This is a genomic window from Microbacterium sp. CCNWLW41, from assembly GCF_037083505.1.
The window spans coordinates 180023-200219 of sequence record NZ_JBAOJP010000003.1; the positions used below are offsets into that span (position 1 = coordinate 180023).

18 protein-coding genes and 1 other RNA gene are annotated in these 20197 nt (G+C 72.8%); 14 read left to right on the plus strand and 5 right to left on the minus strand.

Features of this window, described 5'->3' with window-relative positions; translation table 11 throughout:
- Positions 1-48 precede the first annotated feature (48 nt).
- Together V6R91_RS12520 and V6R91_RS12525 are read right to left on the minus strand one after the other, a co-directional pair.
- Complete coding sequence (locus tag V6R91_RS12520; protein WP_271062770.1) at positions 49-465, minus strand: hypothetical protein; 417 nt, start codon at positions 463-465, stop codon at positions 49-51.
- A gap of 16 nt (positions 466-481) precedes the next feature.
- Positions 482-1093, minus strand: coding sequence for a hypothetical protein (locus tag V6R91_RS12525; protein WP_336395624.1), 612 nt, complete (start codon positions 1091-1093; stop codon positions 482-484).
- 249 nt (positions 1094-1342) lie between these two features.
- Between V6R91_RS12525 and V6R91_RS12530 the strand changes: the two genes are divergently transcribed.
- The 9 genes from V6R91_RS12530 (at position 1343) to trhO (ending at position 9847) form a co-directional block, all read left to right on the plus strand.
- Entirely contained in the window at positions 1343-2143 is an 801-nt protein-coding gene (locus tag V6R91_RS12530) for a hydroxypyruvate isomerase family protein (RefSeq protein ID WP_336395625.1), read from the plus strand.
- Positions 2143-3054: a 2-hydroxy-3-oxopropionate reductase gene (locus V6R91_RS12535; protein WP_255218181.1), complete on the plus strand. Its 912-nt coding sequence runs from the start codon at positions 2143-2145 to the stop codon at positions 3052-3054. Before V6R91_RS12530 ends, V6R91_RS12535 begins: the two co-directional genes overlap by 1 nt.
- Positions 3055-3235: 181 nt before the next feature.
- On the plus strand, positions 3236-5023 hold the full coding sequence (gene gcl / locus V6R91_RS12540; RefSeq protein WP_271062767.1) for a glyoxylate carboligase: 1788 nt from the start codon (positions 3236-3238) through the stop codon (positions 5021-5023).
- 19 nt (positions 5024-5042) lie between these two features.
- A complete protein-coding gene (locus V6R91_RS12545) occupies positions 5043-6176 on the plus strand; it encodes a glycerate kinase (RefSeq protein ID WP_336395626.1) in 1134 nt (377 codons plus the stop codon).
- Positions 6177-6245: 69 nt separating this feature from the next.
- Positions 6246-6719, plus strand: coding sequence for a thioredoxin-dependent thiol peroxidase (gene bcp, locus V6R91_RS12550; RefSeq protein ID WP_271062766.1), 474 nt, complete (start codon positions 6246-6248; stop codon positions 6717-6719).
- A gap of 243 nt (positions 6720-6962) precedes the next feature.
- Positions 6963-7457, plus strand: a complete 495-nt coding sequence (gene uraD, locus V6R91_RS12555) for a 2-oxo-4-hydroxy-4-carboxy-5-ureidoimidazoline decarboxylase (RefSeq protein WP_271062887.1) — start codon at positions 6963-6965, stop codon at positions 7455-7457.
- Positions 7454-7798: a hydroxyisourate hydrolase gene (gene uraH / locus V6R91_RS12560; protein WP_336395627.1), complete on the plus strand. Its 345-nt coding sequence runs from the start codon at positions 7454-7456 to the stop codon at positions 7796-7798. Before uraD ends, uraH begins: the two co-directional genes overlap by 4 nt.
- Positions 7799-7804: 6 nt before the next feature.
- Positions 7805-8752, plus strand: coding sequence for a factor-independent urate hydroxylase (pucL, locus tag V6R91_RS12565; protein ID WP_336395628.1), 948 nt, complete (start codon positions 7805-7807; stop codon positions 8750-8752).
- 204 nt (positions 8753-8956) lie between these two features.
- Complete coding sequence (gene trhO, locus V6R91_RS12570) at positions 8957-9847, plus strand: oxygen-dependent tRNA uridine(34) hydroxylase TrhO (RefSeq protein ID WP_336395629.1); 891 nt, start codon at positions 8957-8959, stop codon at positions 9845-9847.
- A 146-nt stretch (positions 9848-9993) separates the two neighbouring features.
- Here the strand turns inward: trhO and V6R91_RS12575 are convergent, their stop codons facing one another.
- The 3 genes from V6R91_RS12575 to V6R91_RS12585 are packed head-to-tail and all read right to left on the minus strand — an operon-like array spanning position 9994 to position 14733.
- Complete coding sequence (locus V6R91_RS12575) at positions 9994-12435, minus strand: transglutaminase family protein (RefSeq protein ID WP_336395630.1); 2442 nt, start codon at positions 12433-12435, stop codon at positions 9994-9996.
- On the minus strand, positions 12422-13714 hold the full coding sequence (locus V6R91_RS12580) for a DUF58 domain-containing protein (RefSeq protein WP_336395631.1): 1293 nt from the start codon (positions 13712-13714) through the stop codon (positions 12422-12424). Before V6R91_RS12580 ends, V6R91_RS12575 begins: the two co-directional genes overlap by 14 nt.
- A 41-nt stretch (positions 13715-13755) precedes the next feature.
- A complete protein-coding gene (locus tag V6R91_RS12585) occupies positions 13756-14733 on the minus strand; it encodes an AAA family ATPase (RefSeq protein ID WP_336395632.1) in 978 nt (325 codons plus the stop codon).
- Positions 14734-14873: 140 nt separating this feature from the next.
- Here V6R91_RS12585 and V6R91_RS12590 point away from each other — a divergent pair, with 140 nt between their 5' ends.
- From V6R91_RS12590 to V6R91_RS12610, 5 genes are all read left to right on the plus strand, one after another.
- Positions 14874-15638: a GntR family transcriptional regulator gene (locus tag V6R91_RS12590; RefSeq protein WP_219086910.1), complete on the plus strand. Its 765-nt coding sequence runs from the start codon at positions 14874-14876 to the stop codon at positions 15636-15638.
- Positions 15639-15812: 174 nt separating this feature from the next.
- Entirely contained in the window at positions 15813-17789 is a 1977-nt protein-coding gene (locus tag V6R91_RS12595) for a glycerophosphodiester phosphodiesterase family protein (protein WP_336395633.1), read from the plus strand.
- A gap of 74 nt (positions 17790-17863) precedes the next feature.
- Entirely contained in the window at positions 17864-18919 is a 1056-nt protein-coding gene (locus V6R91_RS12600) for a WxL protein peptidoglycan domain-containing protein (protein ID WP_336395634.1), read from the plus strand.
- A gap of 7 nt (positions 18920-18926) precedes the next feature.
- Positions 18927-19023, plus strand: an RNA gene (gene ffs, locus V6R91_RS12605) — signal recognition particle sRNA small type.
- A 63-nt stretch (positions 19024-19086) separates the two neighbouring features.
- On the plus strand, positions 19087-20094 hold the full coding sequence (locus tag V6R91_RS12610; RefSeq protein WP_271060809.1) for a hypothetical protein: 1008 nt from the start codon (positions 19087-19089) through the stop codon (positions 20092-20094).
- Positions 20095-20197: the final 103 nt, after the last annotated feature.

Genomic DNA, 20197 nt, shown 5'->3' on the forward strand with positions numbered 1-20197 from the left:
CCCCGAGCCGTCGGGGTCCCGGAGCCTCCGGGACCCCGACGGCTTTCGTCATGCGGTCGTCCCGGCCTGCGAGGTGTCGCGGATCTCCGATCGGGCCGCGATCTGGGCGATCACGAGGCACCCGAGGACGATCCCCGGAAAAGCCGCGGTGCTCGCGAGCGTGACGAGCACGCTCGGCCAGGTGACGACGCCGACCAAGCCGCAGGCCAGCAGACCCGCCGCGTACGCGATGTTCGTTCGGGCACGGCTCAGTGCCCCACGTGCCGTCAGCCAGAGAGGAACGGCGTTCGCGGCGGTGGAGGCGAGGACGAGCCCCGCCTGCGCCAAGGACAGGGGGAGGAGATGGCCGTATCGAGGGTCGTTTCCGCTCCACAGGGCCCAGGACGCCAGCGGTACCGCGAACGAGCCGATGAGGACGGTCGCGATGCTCCAGAGGAACGGTCCGGGCTTCCGTCCCATACTCATGTCCGTCATTGCCTCGTCACACGCTCGAGAGATCGACCCAGTGACTCATGCGGAGCCACGACCCGTTCGTCCCCGAGAGACGGAACGAGGTCTCGGCGAGCGTGCGCGGCGAGGTGAGCGCGTTCTGCGGCGGCTTCGTCTGCCACCCCCATCCCGTTTCGTAGCTCCATTCGTTGGCTGCCGGGTCACGGTCGATGGTGGAAGGGAGGGATCCGCCGCTGAGGATCCGGACATGACGGTCCATGAGCTCGAAGCCGAAGTCGGGAGTCCACGAGCCCCAGACCTTCTCGGTGCGGATCTGATCCTCCTTGAGCGAGTACTGCATCGTGATCGACGAACGTACCGAGCCCGGGTACATGCTGCCCTCGACCGTGCCCTGAGGGCCGATCTCGCCGGGGATCGTGTGCACGTCGGGCGAGTCGATCGTCACTGTCCCGTCCGTCGCGGAGATCGCGACCACCTCGGTGTCCTGGTACAGGATCTCTCCGGTCTGTGGGTCGCTGATCACGATCGTCGACGTGACGGATCGGTCGTCCGCCGTGTCGTCCGCAGAAGCGGGCGACGTCAAGGTCGCGACGAGGGCCAGCGCCGTGGCGGCCGCGCCGAGCGTCATGGTTCCGTATCTCATTCTCATCTCCGGTTTCGCATTCGTTCTCTTCTTGACGCAGGGCTTTAACCCCACGCTTTCAACCTATCCATGGCGTTGTTCCCCCTCAACCCGTCAGGCCGATGATCCGCGTCCCCCGCGGGCGGTCGAGTGAGGGTGGGTGGTCATGCGGCCGCACCCTTGACGATGCCCCTTGTGTTCCGTAAGCTTTCGTCTAGTAAAAGTTCTCTTCCGAATAGTGGAAGTTAGGGCGATGAAGGGACCTCGACGATGACGTACACCGTGAACTGCTCGATCCTCCTCACGGAGCTGCCGCTGCTCGAGCGGCCGGCGGCGGCCAAGGCGGCCGGCTTCGACGCGGTCGAGTTCTGGTGGCCCTTCGCCACGGCCGTCCCGACGGACGCCGACGTCGACGCGTTCGTCTCCGCGATCCGCGACGCGGGCGTGCAGCTGACCGGGCTGAACTTCTTCGCGGGCGACATGCCCGCCGGAGACCGCGGCCTCGTCTCCTGGCCCGCCCGCTCGGCGGAGTTCCGGGACAACCTCGCGGTCGTCGCCGGGATCGGCGACGCCCTCGGCACGAAGGGGTTCAACGCGCTGTACGGCAACCGTGTGGACGGCGAGGACCCCGCGGCGCAGGACGACCTCGCCGTGGAGAACCTGGCGCTCGCGGCCCGGGCGGTCGCCCCGATCGGCGGCACCGTGCTCGTGGAGCCGGTCAGCGGCGCCGACCGCTATCCGCTGCGCACCGCCGCGGATGCCCTCGGCGTGATCGAGCGCGTGCGGAGCGAGCAGGGCGAGTCGAACCTGGGGCTGCTGGCCGACTTCTACCACCTGGCCGTCAACGGCGACGACGTGCCCGCGGTCATCGAGGCCCACGCGGGCGACTTCGCCCACATCCAGATCGCCGACGCGCCGGGCCGTGGCGCCCCCGGCAGCGGGAGCGCTCCGCTGGACGACTGGATCGCCCGCAGCCGCGAGCTCGGCTACGCCGGGCCCATCGGCCTGGAGTACAAGGCTCCGCAGGAGAGCGCCTTCGACTGGATCCGCGCGAGCGCCCCCGCCCGCTGATCCGCCCAGACACCGACGCAGCAAAGGACACCGACATGACCAGCATCGCCATCATCGGCCTCGGCATCATGGGTCTGCCCATGGCCAAGAACCTCGTCAAGGCCGGCTACGACGTCACCGGGTACAACCGGAGCCAGGAGCCGATCGACGCCCTCGTCGAGGCCGGCGGCACGGGCGCGTCCGGCATCGCCGAGGCCGTCGCGGACGCGGACGTCGTCATCACCATGGTGCCCGACTCCCCGGACGTCGAGGGGGTCGTGCGCGGCGAGGACGGCGTCTTCGCGAATGCCAAGGCCGGCGCCCTCTGGATCGACAACTCCTCCATCCGTCCCGACGTCGCCAAGACACTGGCCGAGGAGGCCGTCGCCGCCGGGCTCGGCGTCGTCGACGCCCCCGTCTCCGGCGGCGAGCAGGGCGCGATCGACGGGGTGCTCTCCATCATGGTCGGCGGCAGCGCCGAGGACTTCGCGAAGGCCGAGCCCGTGCTGAACGCGATCGGCAAGACGATCGTGCACGTCGGGCCGTCCGGCGCCGGCCAGACCGTCAAGGCGGCCAACCAGCTGATCGTGGCCGTCAACATCCAGGCGCTCGCCGAGGCGATCACGTTCCTGGAGGCCTTCGGCGTCGACACCGACGCCGCGCTGACCGTCCTCGGCGGCGGCCTCGCGGGCTCCAAGGTCCTCGATCAGAAGGGGAGGAAGATGCTCGATCGCGACTTCGCCCCCGGCTTCCGTCTCGCCCTCCACAACAAGGATCTGGGCATCGTCACCGCCGCTGCGCGCCAGGCCGGGGTCACCGTCCCGCTGGGCGCCGCGGTCGCACAGCTCGTGAACGCCCTCGTCGCCCGCGGCGACGGCGGACTCGACCACTCCGGGCTCTTCAAGCTCACCACCGAGCTCTCCGGCCGCTGAGCTCGGACGTTTCGACTCGCTTCGCTCGCTCGACGACCGGGACCGTACTTCCGTTCGTTGAGCGAGGAGCGAAGCGACGAGACGAAACGCCCCACCCGGGACCGCGTTTCGACTCGCGTCGCTCGCTCGACGACCGGGACTCCTCGCTCACCGACCGGTACACACATCTAAGGAAACTCCCATGACCCGTATGCGCGCAGTGGACGCCATCGTGCAGATCCTCGTCAAGGAGGGCGCCGACGAGGCGTTCGGCCTGCCCGGGGCTGCGATCAACCCCCTCTACTCCGCGATGCGCGCCCACGGCGGCATCCGGCACACGCTCGCCCGCCACGTCGAGGGCGCCTCGCACATGGCCGACGGCTACAGCCGCACCGGCGACGGCCGGATCGGTGTGTGCATCGGCACCTCGGGGCCGGCCGGCACCGACATGATCACCGGTCTCTACGCCGCGATCGCCGACTCCATCCCGATGCTGTGCATCACGGGCCAGGCACCGGTCGCGAAGCTCGACAAGGAGGACTTCCAGGCCGTCGACATCGCGTCGATCGCGAAGCCGGTGACGAAGTTCGCCAAGACCGTGCTCGAGGGCGCCCAGGTCCCCGGGGTCTTCCAGGCGGCGTTCCAGATCATGCGCTCCGGCCGCCCCGGCCCGGTGCTGATCGACCTGCCGTTCGACGTGCAGATGACCGAGATCGAGTTCGACATCGACACCTACGAGCCGCTGCCCGTGGCGAAGCCCGTCGCCACCCGGGCGCAGGCCGAGAAGGTGCTCGACATGCTCGTCGCGGCCGAGCACCCGGCGATCATCGCCGGTGGCGGCGTCGTGAACTCGGGCGCGTCCGCCACGCTCGTCGAGCTCGCCGAGACCCTGGGCGTGCCCGTGTTCCCGACCCTGATGGGCTGGGGCGCGATCGCCGACGACCACCCGCTCGCCGCAGGCCTCGTCGGCATCCAGACCTCTCAGCGCTACGGCAACGCGAGCTTCCTCGAGAGCGACTTCGTGCTCGGCATCGGCAACCGCTGGGCCAACCGTCACACCGGCGGGCTGGACACGTACCGCAAGGGCCGCACGTTCGTGCACGTCGACATCGAGCCGACGCAGATCGGCCGCGTCTTCGCACCCGACTACGGCGTGGTCTCGGATGCCGGCGCGTTCATCGACGCCCTGCTCGCGGCCGCCCGCGACCGCGTCGCCGAGCTGCCCGACTACAACGGCTGGGCGCAGGAGTGCCGCGACCGCAAGGCGCGCCTGCTGCGCAAGACGAACTTCGACGACGTGCCGATGAAGCCGCACCGCGTGTACCAGGAGATGCTCTCGGCGTTCGACCGCGACACCACCTACGTCACCACGATCGGCCTGTCGCAGATCGCCGGCGCGCAGCTGCTGCACGCCTATGGCCCCCGGAAGTGGATCAACGCCGGGCAGGCGGGCCCGCTGGGCTGGACCGGTCCCGCGGCGCTCGGCGTCGTGCGGGGCAAGCCCGGCGAGCAGGTCGTCGCACTCTCGGGCGACTACGACTTCCAGTTCATGATCGAGGAGCTCGCCGTGGGCGCGCAGCACAAGCTGCCCTACATCCACGTCGTGGTGAACAACAGCTACCTGGGTCTGATCCGTCAGTCGCAGCGCGGTTTCGAGATGGACTACGAGGTCTCGCTGGCCTTCGACAACGTCAACACCCCGAAGGACTCGTCCAGCGTGGCCGAGGGCTACGGGGTGGACCACGTCAAGGTCGCCGAGGGCCTGGGCTGCAAGGCCCTGCGCGTGGAGCGTCCCGAGGACCTCGCCGCCGGCTTCGCTGAGGCGCAGCGCCTGCGGGACGAGTTCCAGGTGCCGGTGGTCGTCGAGGTGATCCTCGAGCGCGTGACCAACATCGCCATGGGGGCCGACCTCGACACCATGACGGAGTTCGAGGACCTCGCGTCGGTGCCCGAGGACGCGCCCGAGGCCGTCTACGCCCTTCTCGACTGAGAGCGGACGGGGCACGCCCATGCGCATCCTCATCGCCTCGGACAAGTTCAAGGGCTCCGCGACGGGACCGGAGGTGGCCGCCGCGCTCGCCGAGGGGATCGCGCAGTCGGCGCCGGGGACCGTGGTGGACGCGGTCCCCGTCGCGGACGGCGGCGAGGGGACGGTGGACGCCGCCCTCGCCGCCGGGTTCGAGGAGGTCCGCGTCACGGTCAGCGGCCCCACCGGCACGCCCGTCGAGGCGCGCTTCGCCGTGCGGGGCGAGCAGGCGGTCATCGAGATGGCCGCGGCGAGCGGACTGGATCTGCTCCCGGGCGGTGTCAAGGACCCGCTCGGCGCGACGAGCCGGGGCACCGGCGAGCTGATCCTCGCCGCCCTCGACCGGGGCTGCACGTTCCTCGTCCTGGCGGTCGGCGGCAGCGCGAACACCGATGCCGGCGCGGGGATGCTCCAGGCGCTCGGCGTGAGCGTGCGGGATGCGGGAGGGCGTGAGGTCTCCGGCGGCGGGGGGAGCCTCGCCGCGGTGGACGCCGTGGACGTGACCGGGCTGGATCCTCGCGTGGAGCGGGCGCGCGTGGTGCTCGCCAGCGACGTGGACAATCCGCTGCTCGGCGAGCGCGGGGCGGCGGCGGTCTTCGGACCGCAGAAGGGCGCCGCGGGCGACGACGTCGCCGTGCTGGACGCCGCGATGGCGCGCTTCGCCGCACTGCTGGAGCAGCAGCCGGGCGTCCGCGCATCGTCGGAGGCGGCGGGCGCGGGAGCCGCGGGAGGAGTCGGGTACGCGGCGCTCGCCGTGCTCGGCGCGCAGCGGCAGCCGGGCGTCGAGGTCGTGCAGCGGTTGACCGGCCTCTCCGAGCATCTCGTCGGCGCCGACCTCGTCGTGACGGGGGAGGGGAGCCTCGACGACCAGAGCCTGGGCGGCAAGACGCCGCTCGGCGTCGCGGCCGCCGCGCGTGCGGCGGGCATCCCCGTCGTCGCGGTCTGCGGCCGGACCACGCTCGATGCCGATCAAGCGGCCTCGGCCGGCTTCTCCCGGGTCTACGCTCTCAGTGAGCTCGAGCCGGACCCCGACAAGAGCATGGCCGATGCCCGGCGGCTCCTCGAGGAGGTCGGACGCCGCATCGGCGCCGAGGCCGCGGGGATCATCCGGTCCTGACCGGATCCCCGACACGGCGAGGCCGAGGACGGCGTCGCCGGATCACCGCAGAATGAGAGAGGACGGAACATGACCACTGCCGAACGACTCGAGGCCGGTCAGCCGGCGCCGGACTTCGCGCTGGCGGACGCCGAGGGGCGCGTGCGGCGCCTGTCGGACCTGCGCGGCACGCCGGTGATCGTGTACTTCTATCCGGCCGCCTTCACGCCCGGCTGCACGACCGAGGCCTGCGATTTCCGCGACAACCTCGCCTCGTTCCAGGGATCGGGCTACGCGGTGCTGGGCGTCTCGCCCGATCCGGTCGCGAAGCTCGCGGAGTTCGCCGCGGCCGAGCAGCTGAGCTTCCCGCTGCTGAGCGACGAGGACGCCGCCACCGCCAAGACCTGGGGCGCGTGGGGTCCGAAGACGATCAACGGGACGACGTTCGACGGTCTGCTGCGCTCGACCTTCGTGATCGACGCGGAGGGCCGCGTGCAGTCCGCCGAGTATGAGGTGTCCGCCGAGGGGCACGTCGCTCGCCTCCGCGAGGCTCTCGGCGTCTGACGTCGGCATCCTCCTCTCGAGTGGTCAGTTTCTGTGGGTTCGCGGCGCCGAAACCCACAGAAACTGACCACTCGATTGCGTGGAGGAGGCGACGCACGAAAGTCTTGTCTTCGAGGTCGAGTCGGGTTAGAGTTGTCGCATGCTGAAATAACAGTTCCACGATACGAAACCGAGAGCAGGATCCTCGGGATCGTATTTCCGTACACCGTGGATGCCAGCATGAAAGAGAAAGCAGTTCGAGCAATGTTGCTTGAGGAGTTCAACAGAGCCGATCGCTCCGTCGCGATCGCCGCTCTCCGACCGTGCGTCGACGTGACGCGCTGGTGCGAGCACCTCGTCGATCATCGCCCCTACGACTCGATCGAGTCCCTCGTGGCGGAGGCGGCCGTGGCCGCCGACCCGTTCACGGCGGAGGAGATCGAGGCGGCCTTCGTGCATCATCCCCGCATCGGGGAGCGCGCGAAGGGCGAGGGCGCGGAAGCGGCGCTGTCCCGGTCCGAGCAGTCGGGGGTCGACACCTCCGAGGCGGTCCAGGAGGCGCTGCGCGAGGGCAACCTCGCCTACGAGGAGCGCTTCGGCCGGGTCTTCCTGATCCGCGCCGCGGGCCGCAGCGCGGACGAGATCCTCGCCGCGCTGAGGGAGCGCCTGGCCAACGACGACGACGCCGAGGCGGTCATCGTCGCCCAGCAGCTGCGGGAGATCGCGCTGCTCCGACTGAAGGGAGTGGTCGCCGCATGACCGCCGTGTCCCACATCACGACCCACGTGCTCGACGCCGTCCAGGGCCTTCCCGCCCCGGGCATCGCCGTGCAGCTCACCGCCCTGCGGGACGGCGAGTGGCAGTCCGTGGCCGACGCGGTCACGGACCAGGACGGGCGGGCCAAGCAGCTCGGCCCCGAGCGCCTGCCCGCCGGCACCTACCGCCTCCGCTTCGACACCGGCGCGTACTTCGCCGCGCGCGGCATCCCCACCTTCTATCCCGAGGCTCTGCTCACCTTCGTCGTCGATGACGAGGAGCGGCACTACCACGTGCCGCTGCTGCTGAGCCCGTTCGCCTATTCGACGTACCGAGGAAGCTGAATCATCATGACCGACACCCTGACCACCACCGCGACCGCCCCCGCCGACAGCGCCGCCGACGGCATCGTCCTCGGGCCGAACCAGTACGGCAAGGCCGAGGTCCGCGTCGTCAAGGTCACCCGCGACACCGACCGTCACGAGATCGAGGACCTCAACGTCACCTCGCAGCTGCACGGCGACTTCGCCGGGGCCCACCTCGCCGGCGACAACAGCCACGTCGTGGCGACGGACACGCAGAAGAACACCGTCTTCGCCTTCGCCCGCGACGGCGTCGGGTCTCCGGAGGCTTTCCTGCTTCGCCTCTCGGACCACTTCACCGGCGAGTTCGACTGGGTCACCGGCGGCCGCTGGGAGGCGGAGAGCTACGCCTGGGAGCGGATCCTCGTCGACGGCGAGGGGCACGACCACTCCTTCGTCCGCAAGGGACAGGAGACCCGCACCGCCTTCGTCTTCGCCGACGGGGACGAGCGTCACGTGTTCGGCGGGCTCAAGGGCCTCACGGTCCTGAAGACCACCGGGTCCGGATTCGAGGGGTACCCGCGCGACCGCTACACGACGCTGCCGGAGACCACCGACCGCATCCTCGCCACGGACGTCAAAGCGCGGTGGCGCTATGTCCCGGGCACGCGTGACATCGACTTCACCGCGGTGTACGAGGACGTCAAGCGCATCCTCCTCGAGGAGTTCACGCGCCGCTACTCGGCCGCGCTGCAGACGACCCTGTTCGACATGGGGCGCGCGGCGCTGGCCGCGCACCCGGAGATCGCGGAGATCCGGTTCTCGATGCCGAACAAGCACCACTTCGTCGTCGATCTGGCCCCCTTCGGCCTGGACAACCCGAACGAGGTGTTCTTCGCCTCCGACCGTTCCTACGGCCTGATCGAGGCCACGGTCACCCGCGAGGGCCAGGCCGAGGTCCCGGCGGCCTGGGCGGCGGCGACCGCGTTCTGCTGAGACCCCCCAGCTCGGCAGATACCGCTGAGTCCCACGCTCAGCACCACCATTCCGGGTGCGGCGGTCGACGGAGCCCGACCCGCCCGGAAGCCCGGAGACCCCGCGTGCGCGCCGCGTACGCGGGGTCTCCTGCGTCCGCGGGGGCCTGGAGCGGCGGTGGGTCCCGTTTCGACAGCGGGTCGCGTCGTTTGGGAGAATCGCTCGATGGCCACCCCGAAGATCGTGCTCTTCTACGCGTTCACCCCGCTGGCCGACCCCGAGGCGATCCGGCTGTGGCAGCGCGACCTGTGCGATGCCCTGCACCTGCGCGGCCGCATCCTCCTCTCCCCGGACGGCATCAACGGCACCCTCGGCGGCGACCTGCCGGCCGTCAAGCGCTGGCTGCGCTCCTTCCGGTCCTACGCGCCCTTCCGCGACGCGGACGTCAAGTGGAGCGAGGGCACCGCGGTGGACGCCGACGGCTACAGCGCGGACTTCCCGAAGCTCAGCGTCAAGGTCCGCGACGAGATCGTGTCGTTCGGCGCACCGGGCGAGCTCCGGGTGGACGAGCGCGGGGTCGTGGGCGGGGGAGCCCGCCTGACGCCCGAGGCGCTGCACGAGCTCGTCGCGGAGCGCGGCGACGAGGTGGTGTTCTTCGACGGCCGCAACGCGCTGGAGGCTCAGATCGGGCGGTTCCGGGGCGCGGTCGTCCCGGACGCCGAGACGACGCGGGACTTCGTGGGGCTGCTCGACTCGGGCGCGTTCGACGACCTCAAGGGGCGTCCGGTCGTGACCTACTGCACCGGAGGGATCCGGTGCGAGGTGCTGTCAGGGCTCATGCGCTCGCGCGGCTTCGGCGAGGTCTATCAGCTCGACGGCGGCATCGTCCGGTACGGCGAGCGGTTCGGGGACGACGGGCTGTGGGAGGGGTCCCTCTACGTGTTCGACGGGCGAGGGTCCGTCGACTTCAGCGACCATGCGGCGGTGATCGGCGAGTGCGCCGGGTGCGGTGCGGCGACGAATCGCACCGCGAACTGCCCCGATGCGTCGTGCCGTCGTCAGTTCGTGGTCTGCCCCGCCTGCGTCGCCGTCCCCTGCTCCGCCCACGCGGCCTGACCCGCAGTTCGCGAGACCCCCGTCCGGCGTCGAAACCCCCTCGCAGATGCGTGTGTGGGAGGGGGTTTCGGCGGGGGGAGGGGGTTCGGCGGAGACGGAGAAGGAGAGGGACTGAGGGGGGAGGGATCCGAGGGGACTGCGGCGGATCAGGAGACGGAGGCCGCGGTGAGGCGTCCGCCGAAGAGGGAACGGGGAGCCAAGGCCGCCAGGATGCGGTCGCGTGCGCTCACGCCGCCGGCGAGGTCCGCGCGGATCCGCCGTACGGCCGACGCGAGCTCCGCTCCGTCGGCGGCCGTGTTCGCGGTACGGGCTGTGACCGGCGCCGGGTCGTTCCCGCCGGCCGGCCGGTCGCTCCCCCCGGCTGACGGGGAGCCGGACGCGGCCGACGGGGAGCCGGGCGAGGGCGTCCGGGCGTAGCTCGCCCGCTCCACCGCGGTCACGAGGACGCGGACCGCGCCCGGGTCGACGTCCCGGGTCGCCGTGAGCCGCGCGCCGCGGGTGCGCGGCGACTCGGCGGAGGAAGCGGGAAGGCCCAGGTCCAGCAGACTGTCGCGGACCTCCGCCCACGCCGCGGTGGCGTCGCCCCGGCGGATGGCGCCGAACCGCGCGGCGCGTCGGATCGCGCGGGCGAGAGCGGGCAGGAGCACGACCGCGAGCACGCCGAGGATCGTCCACAGCAGCGGGTAGGGATCGAAGGTCCGCAGCGGCACGGCGCCGCCGGCGTCCGGATCCTGGTCGTTGCGGTCGAACGGGTCGCTCGTGGCGGGAGCCGCGGTCGGCTCGCTCGTCGGGGCCTCGGTCGGGGCGGGCGTCCCGCTCCCCGTGCCGTTCGCCGCGGTCTCGAACCGGGTCGGGACGCCGCGGGTCGCGGTGGGCTCGAACGGGATCCAGCCCAGGCCCTCGAAGTAGACCTCGGGCCAGGAGTGGAGCTGATCGCTCGTCACGAGATAGACGGGGCCGCCGTCCTGCCGCTGGTCGCTCGCCGTCCCGGGGAGGTAGCCGACGACGATGCGCGTGGGCATCCCGAGCGAGCGCGCCATCAGAGCGAACGCCCCGGCGAAGTGGACGCAATAGCCCTCCCGGACCGTGAGGAAGGCCTCCACCGCATCCACCCCGGTGCCGTCGAATCCCTCCGCGACCGGGGTCTCCTCCGAGTACCGGAACCCGGCGCGGAACCACGTCTGCAGCGCGACCATGCGGTCGTAGTCGCTGCCTTCCGCCCCCGCCACCTGACGGGCGGTCTCCTCGATCACGGGCGGGAGGTCGGCGGGGAGGTCGCGGAACGGCCCGGCGACGGGGGCCTGCGCGGCGGACGCGGCCCGCACCTGCTCGAGGGTCGGCTGCACCGAGGCCGACTCCACCGTGTAGTTCTGGTCGGCGGCGTCGGCGTCGGAGGCGATGACGGTGCGGTTGTCGCGCATCGCGATCCAGCTCCCGTTCAGACCCCGGACGGTGGTGGCCTGGTAGGGGAGGGGAAGCCAGGATCCGCTCACGCCGGTCACGCGGATCGAGGTGCGGGCGGTCCGGAGGGCGACGCCCTCCGCGGCCGCCACCGCGCCCAGGCCGTCCCGCAGCGCACTCGTCCGCGCGCGGTCCGGGTGCCAGACCTCGCCGTCGAACGCGGAGAGCGTGGCGATCCGCAGATACGGCGCCGAGGCCGCGTCCGTGATGAGGGTGAGCGCGGTGCGCGGCGTCGGTCGCCGCAGGTCCTCGCCGAGTCGCATCGTCGGGTTGAGCGCCGTGCTTCCTGCCACGATCTCGACGCCCGTCGCGGACACCGGGAGAATCGGCGACACCGCGAGAGCGGCGACCACGGCCGCCGCTCCCACCGCGAGCGCGGCGGCGGTGCGCGGCCGGGGCGGTCGTGCCACCGCAGCGGCGGCGTCGTCGCGCCGGAACGCGCTGCGGCCGGACACGTCCCGGCGCACCCCCACCCGCAGCAGCACGAGCAGCACCACGGCGAGCGCCACGAACCAGACCACGTCCACGGTCCCCGGGACGGCCGCCGCCGGGACCACCCCCACGCCCGCCACGGCGAGCACGGCCAGCAGCGGCACCCGCAGCACGACGACGAGCAGATCCAGGACGATCGCCAGCGCGGCCACGCCCAGGGCGATCACCACGGCGACGGGGCGCGTGGACTCCAGCGGCGCGGATCCCAGCAGCACCTCTTGCCAGGCCTGCGCGAACAGCGGCGGCAACGCCCGCGCCGCCTCCGGCGTCGGGAGGACGCCCGCGAGCGCCTCGGCGCGGAACTCCAGGACCGTCAGCATGACGGACGCGGCCAGCGCCTGCCCGACCAGCACCACGGGGATCACCGCTGCGCGCGGGCGTCCGCGCAGGAGGAGCCGCAGCGCCACGCCGGCGACGAGCACGCCGAGTGCGACGCCGAGCGCGTCCGCGCTCCAGCGGCCCGCCTGGATCACGCCGAGCAGGGGCCAGACGGCGACGGCGAGGCAGAGGGCCGTGATCAGGGCGGCGCCCACGACGCCCGTGCCCCGCTCTGCGCCGGCGCCGCCGGTCGCGTCGGACGAGGAGGGGACGGGCCCCTGCCAGGCGGCGGCGGATCCCTGGTCACGGGCGGGCACGGCGGCCCCCTTCGGACACGGGCGTGGGCACGGCATCGGCCCAGGAAGCGGCGACGTCCTCGTCCAGGCGACCGGTGAGCCAGCCCTGGGAGGCCGCGGCCTCCAGCGCCCGCGGTGCGGGGTCCGTCGCCAGCAGGATCGGGGTGGCGGCGCCGCCGTGCGGGAAGACGCCGGCGCTGTCGGTCCCGAGCGCCCCGGTCACCACGACGAGCGGCCCGAGCAGGTGCCCGCCCACGGCCGGCGCCAGGTGGGCGTCGCGTTCGCCGCTGCGCGGAGAGGTCGCCGCGAGGGCCACGAGGAGTCCGTCGCGATCGTCCTCGCCGCCGCGGAGCCGGCCCAGGAGCACTCCCGTGGCGTCGACGACGTCCACGGCGTAGCCGTGATCCGACAGATGCAGGGCGATCGAGGCGCAGGCGGACACCGCGCGCTCGAACGCGTCGTCCGCGGCGCCGCCGACGACGGACCCGGACGAGGAGCGCGGCCAGCGCACGCCGGCGCGATCCAGCACCACGACGGCGTCCGGGCTCGACTCCTGCTCCTCCTGGCGCACCATGAGGTCGCCGCGGTGCGCGGTGGCTCGCCAGTGGATCCGGCGCATGGAGTCCCCGGAGACGTAGCGGCGCGGAGACAGGTTGTCCGCGCCCTGACCGAGCCGGCTGGACGACGTCTGCGCGGTGCCCCCGGCGGCGCCGACGCGGTCGTGGAGGGGCGCGAGGGCGACCACCTCGGGGACGACCATGATCGGCCGGGTCTCGCCGAAGTCCTGGCGACGGCGCACGAGTCCGAACGGATCGGTCGTGGTGAGCGTGAACGGGCCGAGCGACCAGAGACCGCGGCGCACGCCCTGGATCTCGTACGTCAGGGTCAGGGGCACCCCGTCCGCGGTCCGCTCCGCACGGTTCGCCCGCTCGGGCGGGAACGGTCCGGACGCGTCGCCGCGCACGGACGGCGGCAGCGCGTCCTGCCAGAACCCGACGGGCGGACCCGTCACGGACCGGAGGCCGAAGCGCACGAGCACGGAGGAGCTCTCGCCCACGGGGAGGAGGTCGGTCGCGATCGTGCGGGTCACGGCGCCGCTTCGGCGGGGGAGGGCCACCGCGAGCGCGGCGAGGGCGACGAGGGCGAACAGCAGCACGCCGAGGTACAGCAGCACGGGCGTGCCGAGCACGTTGGCCGAGACGACGCAGACCAGGCCCAGGACCAGTGCGGCGGCGCCGCGGCCGGTCAGCGGGCGGTGCCGAGGCGCCCGTCGCCGTCGTGCGCGCGTGTCGTCCGCCATGTCGGGTCCGTCCCTCCGCATCCGTCTCGCCGCGCGGTCGCTCAGCGGGTCGCGCCCACCGGCACCGGGGTGCGCTCGACGATGTGGGAGAGGGCCTGCTCGATCGGGCGGGCACCGGCGCGGTGCGCCCCGCGGGCGGGGATCAGCCGGTGCGAGAACACGGCGGGCAGCAGCTGGGACACGTCGTCGGGGATGACGAACTCCCGGCCGTCCAGCGCGGCGTGCACCTTCGCGGCGCGCACCAGCTGAAGGGTGGCCCGGGGACTCGCCCCCAGATGGAGGTTCGGATCCGTGCGCGTCGCCTGGGCGAGCGCGACGGCGTACTCCTCCACGGCGGGGGCGACATGGATCGAGCGCGCCCAGGCGATCAGCCCGGTGACGTCCGCGGCGGCCAGCACGGGCCGGATCGTGTCGAGCGGATTGACGGTGTCGCGCTGTCGGAGCATGAGCGTCTCGGCGGCGGCGTCGGGGTAGCCCATCGAGATCCGCATCATGAAGCGGTCGCGCTGCGCCTCGGGCAGCGCGTAGGTGCCCTCCATCTCCAGGGGGTTCTGCGTGGCGACGACGAGGAACGGATCCGGAAGCGGGTGCGTGCGTCCGTCCACCGTCACCTGCCCCTCCTCCATGGCCTCCAGGAGCGCGGACTGCGTCTTGGGGGAGGAGCGGTTGATCTCGTCCGCGATGACGATGTGCGCGAACACCGCGCCGGGCTTGAACTCGAACTCGCGGTCCACCGGGTTGTAGACGCTCACCCCGGTCACGTCGCCGGGCAGCAGGTCCGGGGTGAACTGGATGCGGCGCACGGTCGCGTCGATGCTGGCCGCGAGGGCCCGCGCGAGCATGGTCTTCCCGACGCCGGGCACGTCCTCGATGAGCAGGTGGCCCTCGGCGAGCAGGCAGACCAGTGCGCTGCGCAGGGCCTGCTCCTTGCCGTCGATCACCTCCGCGACCGAGGCCAGGATGGCGGATGTCTGCGCGGCGAACGCCGCAGCGTCCATCGGCGTGGAGGAGGCTTCCATGCGGTCCCTTCCGGCGTCGTCCCGGGGCGCCCCGGTGCGCTGCTGCGATCCTACCCGCCGGCTCCCGTGCCGGACCTGGGAGACGGACGGCGTCCCTCCCGCGCCACCTGCCGTTCACCGGCGCGCGCCACGATGGCCCCATGCGCGCCCGTGACACCGCACCGAAGCACCTCCGCATCGCCCGGATGATCCTGCGGGAGATCGAGGGCGGGCGTTATCGTCCCGGCACGCCGCTGCCCAGCGAGGCGACGCTCGCGGCCCGCTTCGGCGTCGCCCGGGGCACGATCCACCGGGCGTTGCAGGACGTGGAGGAGTCGCACCGGAGGGTGAGCCGGCGCGGCGCACGGTGGTACGTGCACGAGGCGCCGCGGATGCAGGACGTCACCGAGCTGCGCTCGTTCGGGCAGTGGGCGCTCGCCACGGGCCTGCGCCCGGGCGGGCGGACGGTCCGCAGCGTGGAGGGGCGGGCGACGGCCGAGGAGGCGCGGGAGCTCGGCGTCGCCGATCGCGCGCCGGTGCTGCGGATCACCCGGGTGCAGACCCTCGACGACGTGCCGGCGATGGTCAAGCGCACGACCTACCCCGCGTGGCTGATCCCGCTGCTGTCCACCCTTCCCGAGGACGCCCGGTCGATCATGGAGGTCGTCGAGCGCGAGGGCGGACCCGGGCTCGCCCACGGCGAGCACCGGATCTCCGCGATGGCGGCGACGCCCGAGGACGCACGGCTGCTGGAGTCGCCGAGCGCGACGCCGCTGCTGCGCGTCGAGCGGACCGTGCGCACCGTCGACGGTCGTCCGTTCGAGCTCAGCGACGACCGCTATCTGGGGACGGTCACGGCGTTCAGCCTCGTCAACGCGGCCCCTGGGCAGTGGCGGCGGGGCCGCGACCGGGCCCGCACCGCCTGAGCGCCCGCGGCCCGTTCTGACACCCCGGCCGAACGGTCAGGCCGGGTGCGGGAACGTTCACCGTGCGGCGAGGAGCCGTGCAGCGCCCGGTCCGCCGGCGGTGATCCGCCGTTCCTTGACTGACCCTGTCGCGCATCGCGCGCGGCCGATTCGGACAGGGAAGGAACGCATCTCATGACCATGCGCATCACGCGGAGCGCTCGACGCGCGGGGACGGCTCTCGCCGTGACCGCGACGGCGGCGGCGCTCACGGCGGGGCTCGTCGCCGTGCCGGCCGCGCACGCCCAGACGCCTGCCACGGCATCCGCCGAGGTCGCCCCGGGCGACGTCGTCCTCTCGGAGGCCTTCGACGACGGCACGCTCCCGGACGGGTGGAACGCGATCGCCGGCGACTGGAAGGTCGCGGACGGCCGGCTCGTCGGCACCAGCGGAGCCCAGGACGCGAAGATCACCTTCGGCTCGCACCTGAAGGACTTCGCCTTCGACGTGGACGTGCGCTTCGAGCAGGCCGCGGACAGCGCCCGCTGGCTGTCGCTGCTGCTGGACGCGCCCGCCGACGGCTCCCACCCGTGGCAGCAGGCGGCCCTGCGCAACGGCTCCAACGCCGCGAACGGGGTGGAGTTCGCCCAGCGCACCCCGGCGGACGCCTGGAACGTCACCGACACCGGGTCCACCGCCGAGGCGATCGGGATCGGCACGGACGCGCACCTGCGCGTCGAGGTCCGCGGCGGGCGGGGCACCTGGTTCGTCGACGGGGTCGAGATCATGTCCACCCGTCAGCTGGTCCGCACCCAGGACGGCGTGATGGGGCTCATCGCGAACCGCTCCACCGTGAGCTTCGACAACGTGGAGATCACGGCGCTGGAGCCGGCGCCGCCGATCGACCTCGTCCAGCCGGGCGACACCGGGATCGTCGCCGCCCACCGCGGCAACTCCTCGGTCGCCCCCGAGAACACGATGCCCGCGTTCGTCTCCGCGTCCCGCGCCGGCGCCGACCTCTTCGAGATCGACATCGCCCTGACCAAGGACGGCGTGCCGGTCGTGATCCACGACGACACCGTCGACCGCACGACCGACGGCAGCGGGCCCGTGCGCGACCTGACCCTCGAGCAGATCCGCGCGCTGGATGCCGGGTCCTGGTTCTCCGACGCGTTCGCGGGGACCCGCATCCCGACCCTGGACGAGGTGCTGACCTACGTCGCCGGGGGCGGCGCGGACCTGCTGCTGGAGTACAAGGGCGACTGGGACGTCGCGCAGACGCAGATGACGGTCGACATGATCAACGCGCACGGCGTCGCCGACCGCACGTTCGCGCAGAGCTTCAGCGCCCTGACGGTGGGCAACATCGCCGCGGTGGCGCCGGATCTGACTCTCGGCTGGCTGGTCGGCGAGCTGAACCAGGACGTGATCGACCGCGGGATCGCGCTCGGGGCGGACGCCGTCAACCCGAACAGCGTCACGGCCGAGTCCGTCGCGGCCGCCCACGCCTCGGGCGTCGGCGTGTTCGTCTGGACGGTGGACAACGCCCAGCAGTGGCAGACGCTGACCGCGTACGGCGTGGACGGGATCATCACGAACCGCCCGGACCAGCTCGTCGGCTGGAACCTCCGCTACAACCAGCACCGCCCCGAGGAGCCGGAGCAGCCGGAGGAGCCCGGTGAGAACGAGCAGCTCATGGCCGTGGAGATCCCCGAGGGCGGCCCGAGCGTGCCCAGCGGCGAGTTCACCTGGCGGTTCCGCTCCCAGGACGTCGTCTCGCTCGGCACGGCGACCGCGCTCGGCGACAGCCTCGTCGCGCAGGGAGCGCTGAACGACATCCTCGTCACGGACACCCGGTCGGCGCCGGCCGGCGCCTGGGCGCTCACCGCGAAGGCCTCCGGGTTCGTCGCGGGCGAGGAGGAGTTCTCCGCGGAGTCGCTCGGCTGGTCCCCGTTCGTCAAGCACCCCGGTGCCGACGCGCAGCCCGGCAAGACCGTCCGGCCGGGTGAGAACGGCGGTCTGTCCGTGCCGTCGCTGCTCGCCTCCTCGGACAGCGACGAGTTCAAGGGCACCGACACCGCCACGATCGGAGCCGGCCTCGACCTGCGCCTGCCCGTGGGTCAGGCCGCCGGCGACTACACCTCGACGCTGACGATCACGGTCGTCCAGTAGCACGGCTGGGCCTGCGGGGCGGGCGCTCCGCCCCGCAGGCCTTCCGACGATCCCGCAAGGAAGGACAGCAACGCATGAACCGCACCCCCTTCGCCGCCCGCGCGGCCCTCGTCCTCGTCCTCGCCGGCTCCGCCGCCCTCACCGCGGCCCCGGCGGCCGCCGCCGCGGAGACCCCCGCCGACGAGGCGCAGGGTGTCGCGTGGAGCATGACGCCGGTGATCACCGCCGTCGGCGAGGAACGCACCAACTTCGCGTACGCCGTGGACCCCGGCGCGCGCATCGACGACGCCGTCCTCGTCCGCAACTCGGGCTCGACCGAGCTCGTCCTGGCCGTCCAGGGAGCGGGCGGCGAGACGACCAGCGAGGGAGCGCTCGACTTCGCCCGGGCCGGCGACGAGACTCCGGCGGACGCGATCGGATCCTGGATCGCCCCCGCGACCGAGAGCGTCACGGTCGCTCCGGGCGCCCAGGCGCGCATCCCGTTCTCGGTCACCGTCCCCGCCGATGCGGCGCCGGGGGAGCACGCCGGGGCCCTGCTGACCGTGCGGCAGCAGACCGGCGACGTCGTCTCGGTCGACATGCGCTACGCCACGCGCGTCACCGTCGCCGTCTCCGGGGAGCTCACCGCGGGACTCGGCCTGTCGGACACGGCGCTCCAGGTGCGGACCGGCTTCTGGCCCTGGGAGCCGGCGTCCGCGCAGGTGGGCTACGCGGTCACGAACACGGGGAACACCCGGCTGTCCGGTCCGCAGCAGGTGGACGTGCAGGGCGTGGCGGTCACCTCGGTCACGGACGGCTCCACGGGGGTCCCGCAGCTGTCCGAGCTCCTCCCGGACGCCGCCGTCCGGGTGGACGCCCGGATCGACGGGATCCCGGCGTGGTCGCCGTTCTTCACCGCCTCGATCGCCGTCGCGCCCACGGTCCTGACCACGGTCTCCGGCGACGTCCCGGTCGTCGAGCAGGCGACCGCGCGCGTGACCGCCGTCGCCGTGGCGCCCGGGACCTGGGTGCTCGCCGCCCTCCTGGTGGGTATCCCGACCCTCGTGCTGCTGCGGTGGCGCCGGCGCCGTGCCGGGGCGCGGACCCCCGCGCCTGCGCCTGCGGACACGGAGCCCGCGCCGCACCTGTAGAATGGACGACGGCCCTCCGCGTGACGACATCCAGGCCAACTCCCCCAGGGCGGAAACGCAGCAAGGGTAACCGGGCTCTGCCGGGTGCGCGGAGGGTCTTCTCATGCCCGCCGTCGGACGGCGCGAAGTCGTGACCGGGAGGGCCTGCAGGCCGGTAGGGTCCAGACATGAGCGGCCGCGAGCGATACTCCGAGACCTACACCTCGGTGCCCGAGCGGATCACCGAGCCCTATCTCATCCCTCCGCTGGAGGCGTCGCGGCGCGGGTATCGCCGCCCGCCGGCGGCCGCGTCCGCCGGCGTCCGGGCGATCCGCCGCACCGTGCTCGTGCTGGTGGTCCTCCTCGTCGGCGGGTTCGCGGCGGTCCAGACGCAGCTGTTCGGCCTGTGGCCTCAGGTGGTCGCGCTCGCCGACGGCGTGTTCGGGACGTCGTCCGACCCGGGGGCGGCCCCGGGAGCGGACCCCGCGGCGTCGGCGACGCCCTCTCCGACGCCGAGCCCGGAGCCGACGTGGGAGGCGCCGGACCCGTCGGCCTTCGTGCCGGTCGATCAGGCGACGCTGGACGCCGTCCTCGACACGCCCGCGGCGCACGCGGATCGACCGCTGCTCGCTTACGCCGTGGTCCTCCAGGCCGGCGGGTTCGAGACCACGGCCGTGCCGGGTCTGCGGGCCTTCTTCGTGACTCTGAGCGCGGACCGGCCCGCCGAGCAGTACGAGTTCCCCACCAGGGACGCCGTGCTGCTCGCACCCACGTCCTCGCACGCCGACATCGCCGAGGGCGACCTGCTGCTCGTCCGGCTCGCCGTCCCGCCCGCCGGTGAGGAGCCGGTGTCCGTCTACAGCCAGTCGGGGATGGGCGTCCCCGAGCTCCGCCTGTTCGCGGCGGAGCCGACGGAGTACGCGGACCTCGTCGCCGATGTCGCGATCGGCGAGATCGACCGCGGCGGCGAGCTGCCGGTCCTGCGCGTGGCCGTCCGCAACAGCACGTCCGTCACGATGTCGTACGCGATCGACGTCACCGCGCTGCGCGCCGACGGCTCGGCGGCGACGAGCACCACCGCGTGGAGCGACCCGATCCCCGGCGGTCAGACGGGCTCGGCGGACATCACGCTGCACGGCGAGCTGCCCGACGGCGTGACCTTCCGCGTCGACGAGGTCCACCGATACCCGGGATAGCGGCGCGGGGCGCGCCGATGACGGCTCGAAGAACGGGCTGTCGTGAGGGCGCGGGCGTGATTACGCTGGACACGCGGCACGTCGCGGTGCCGATCCATCGATC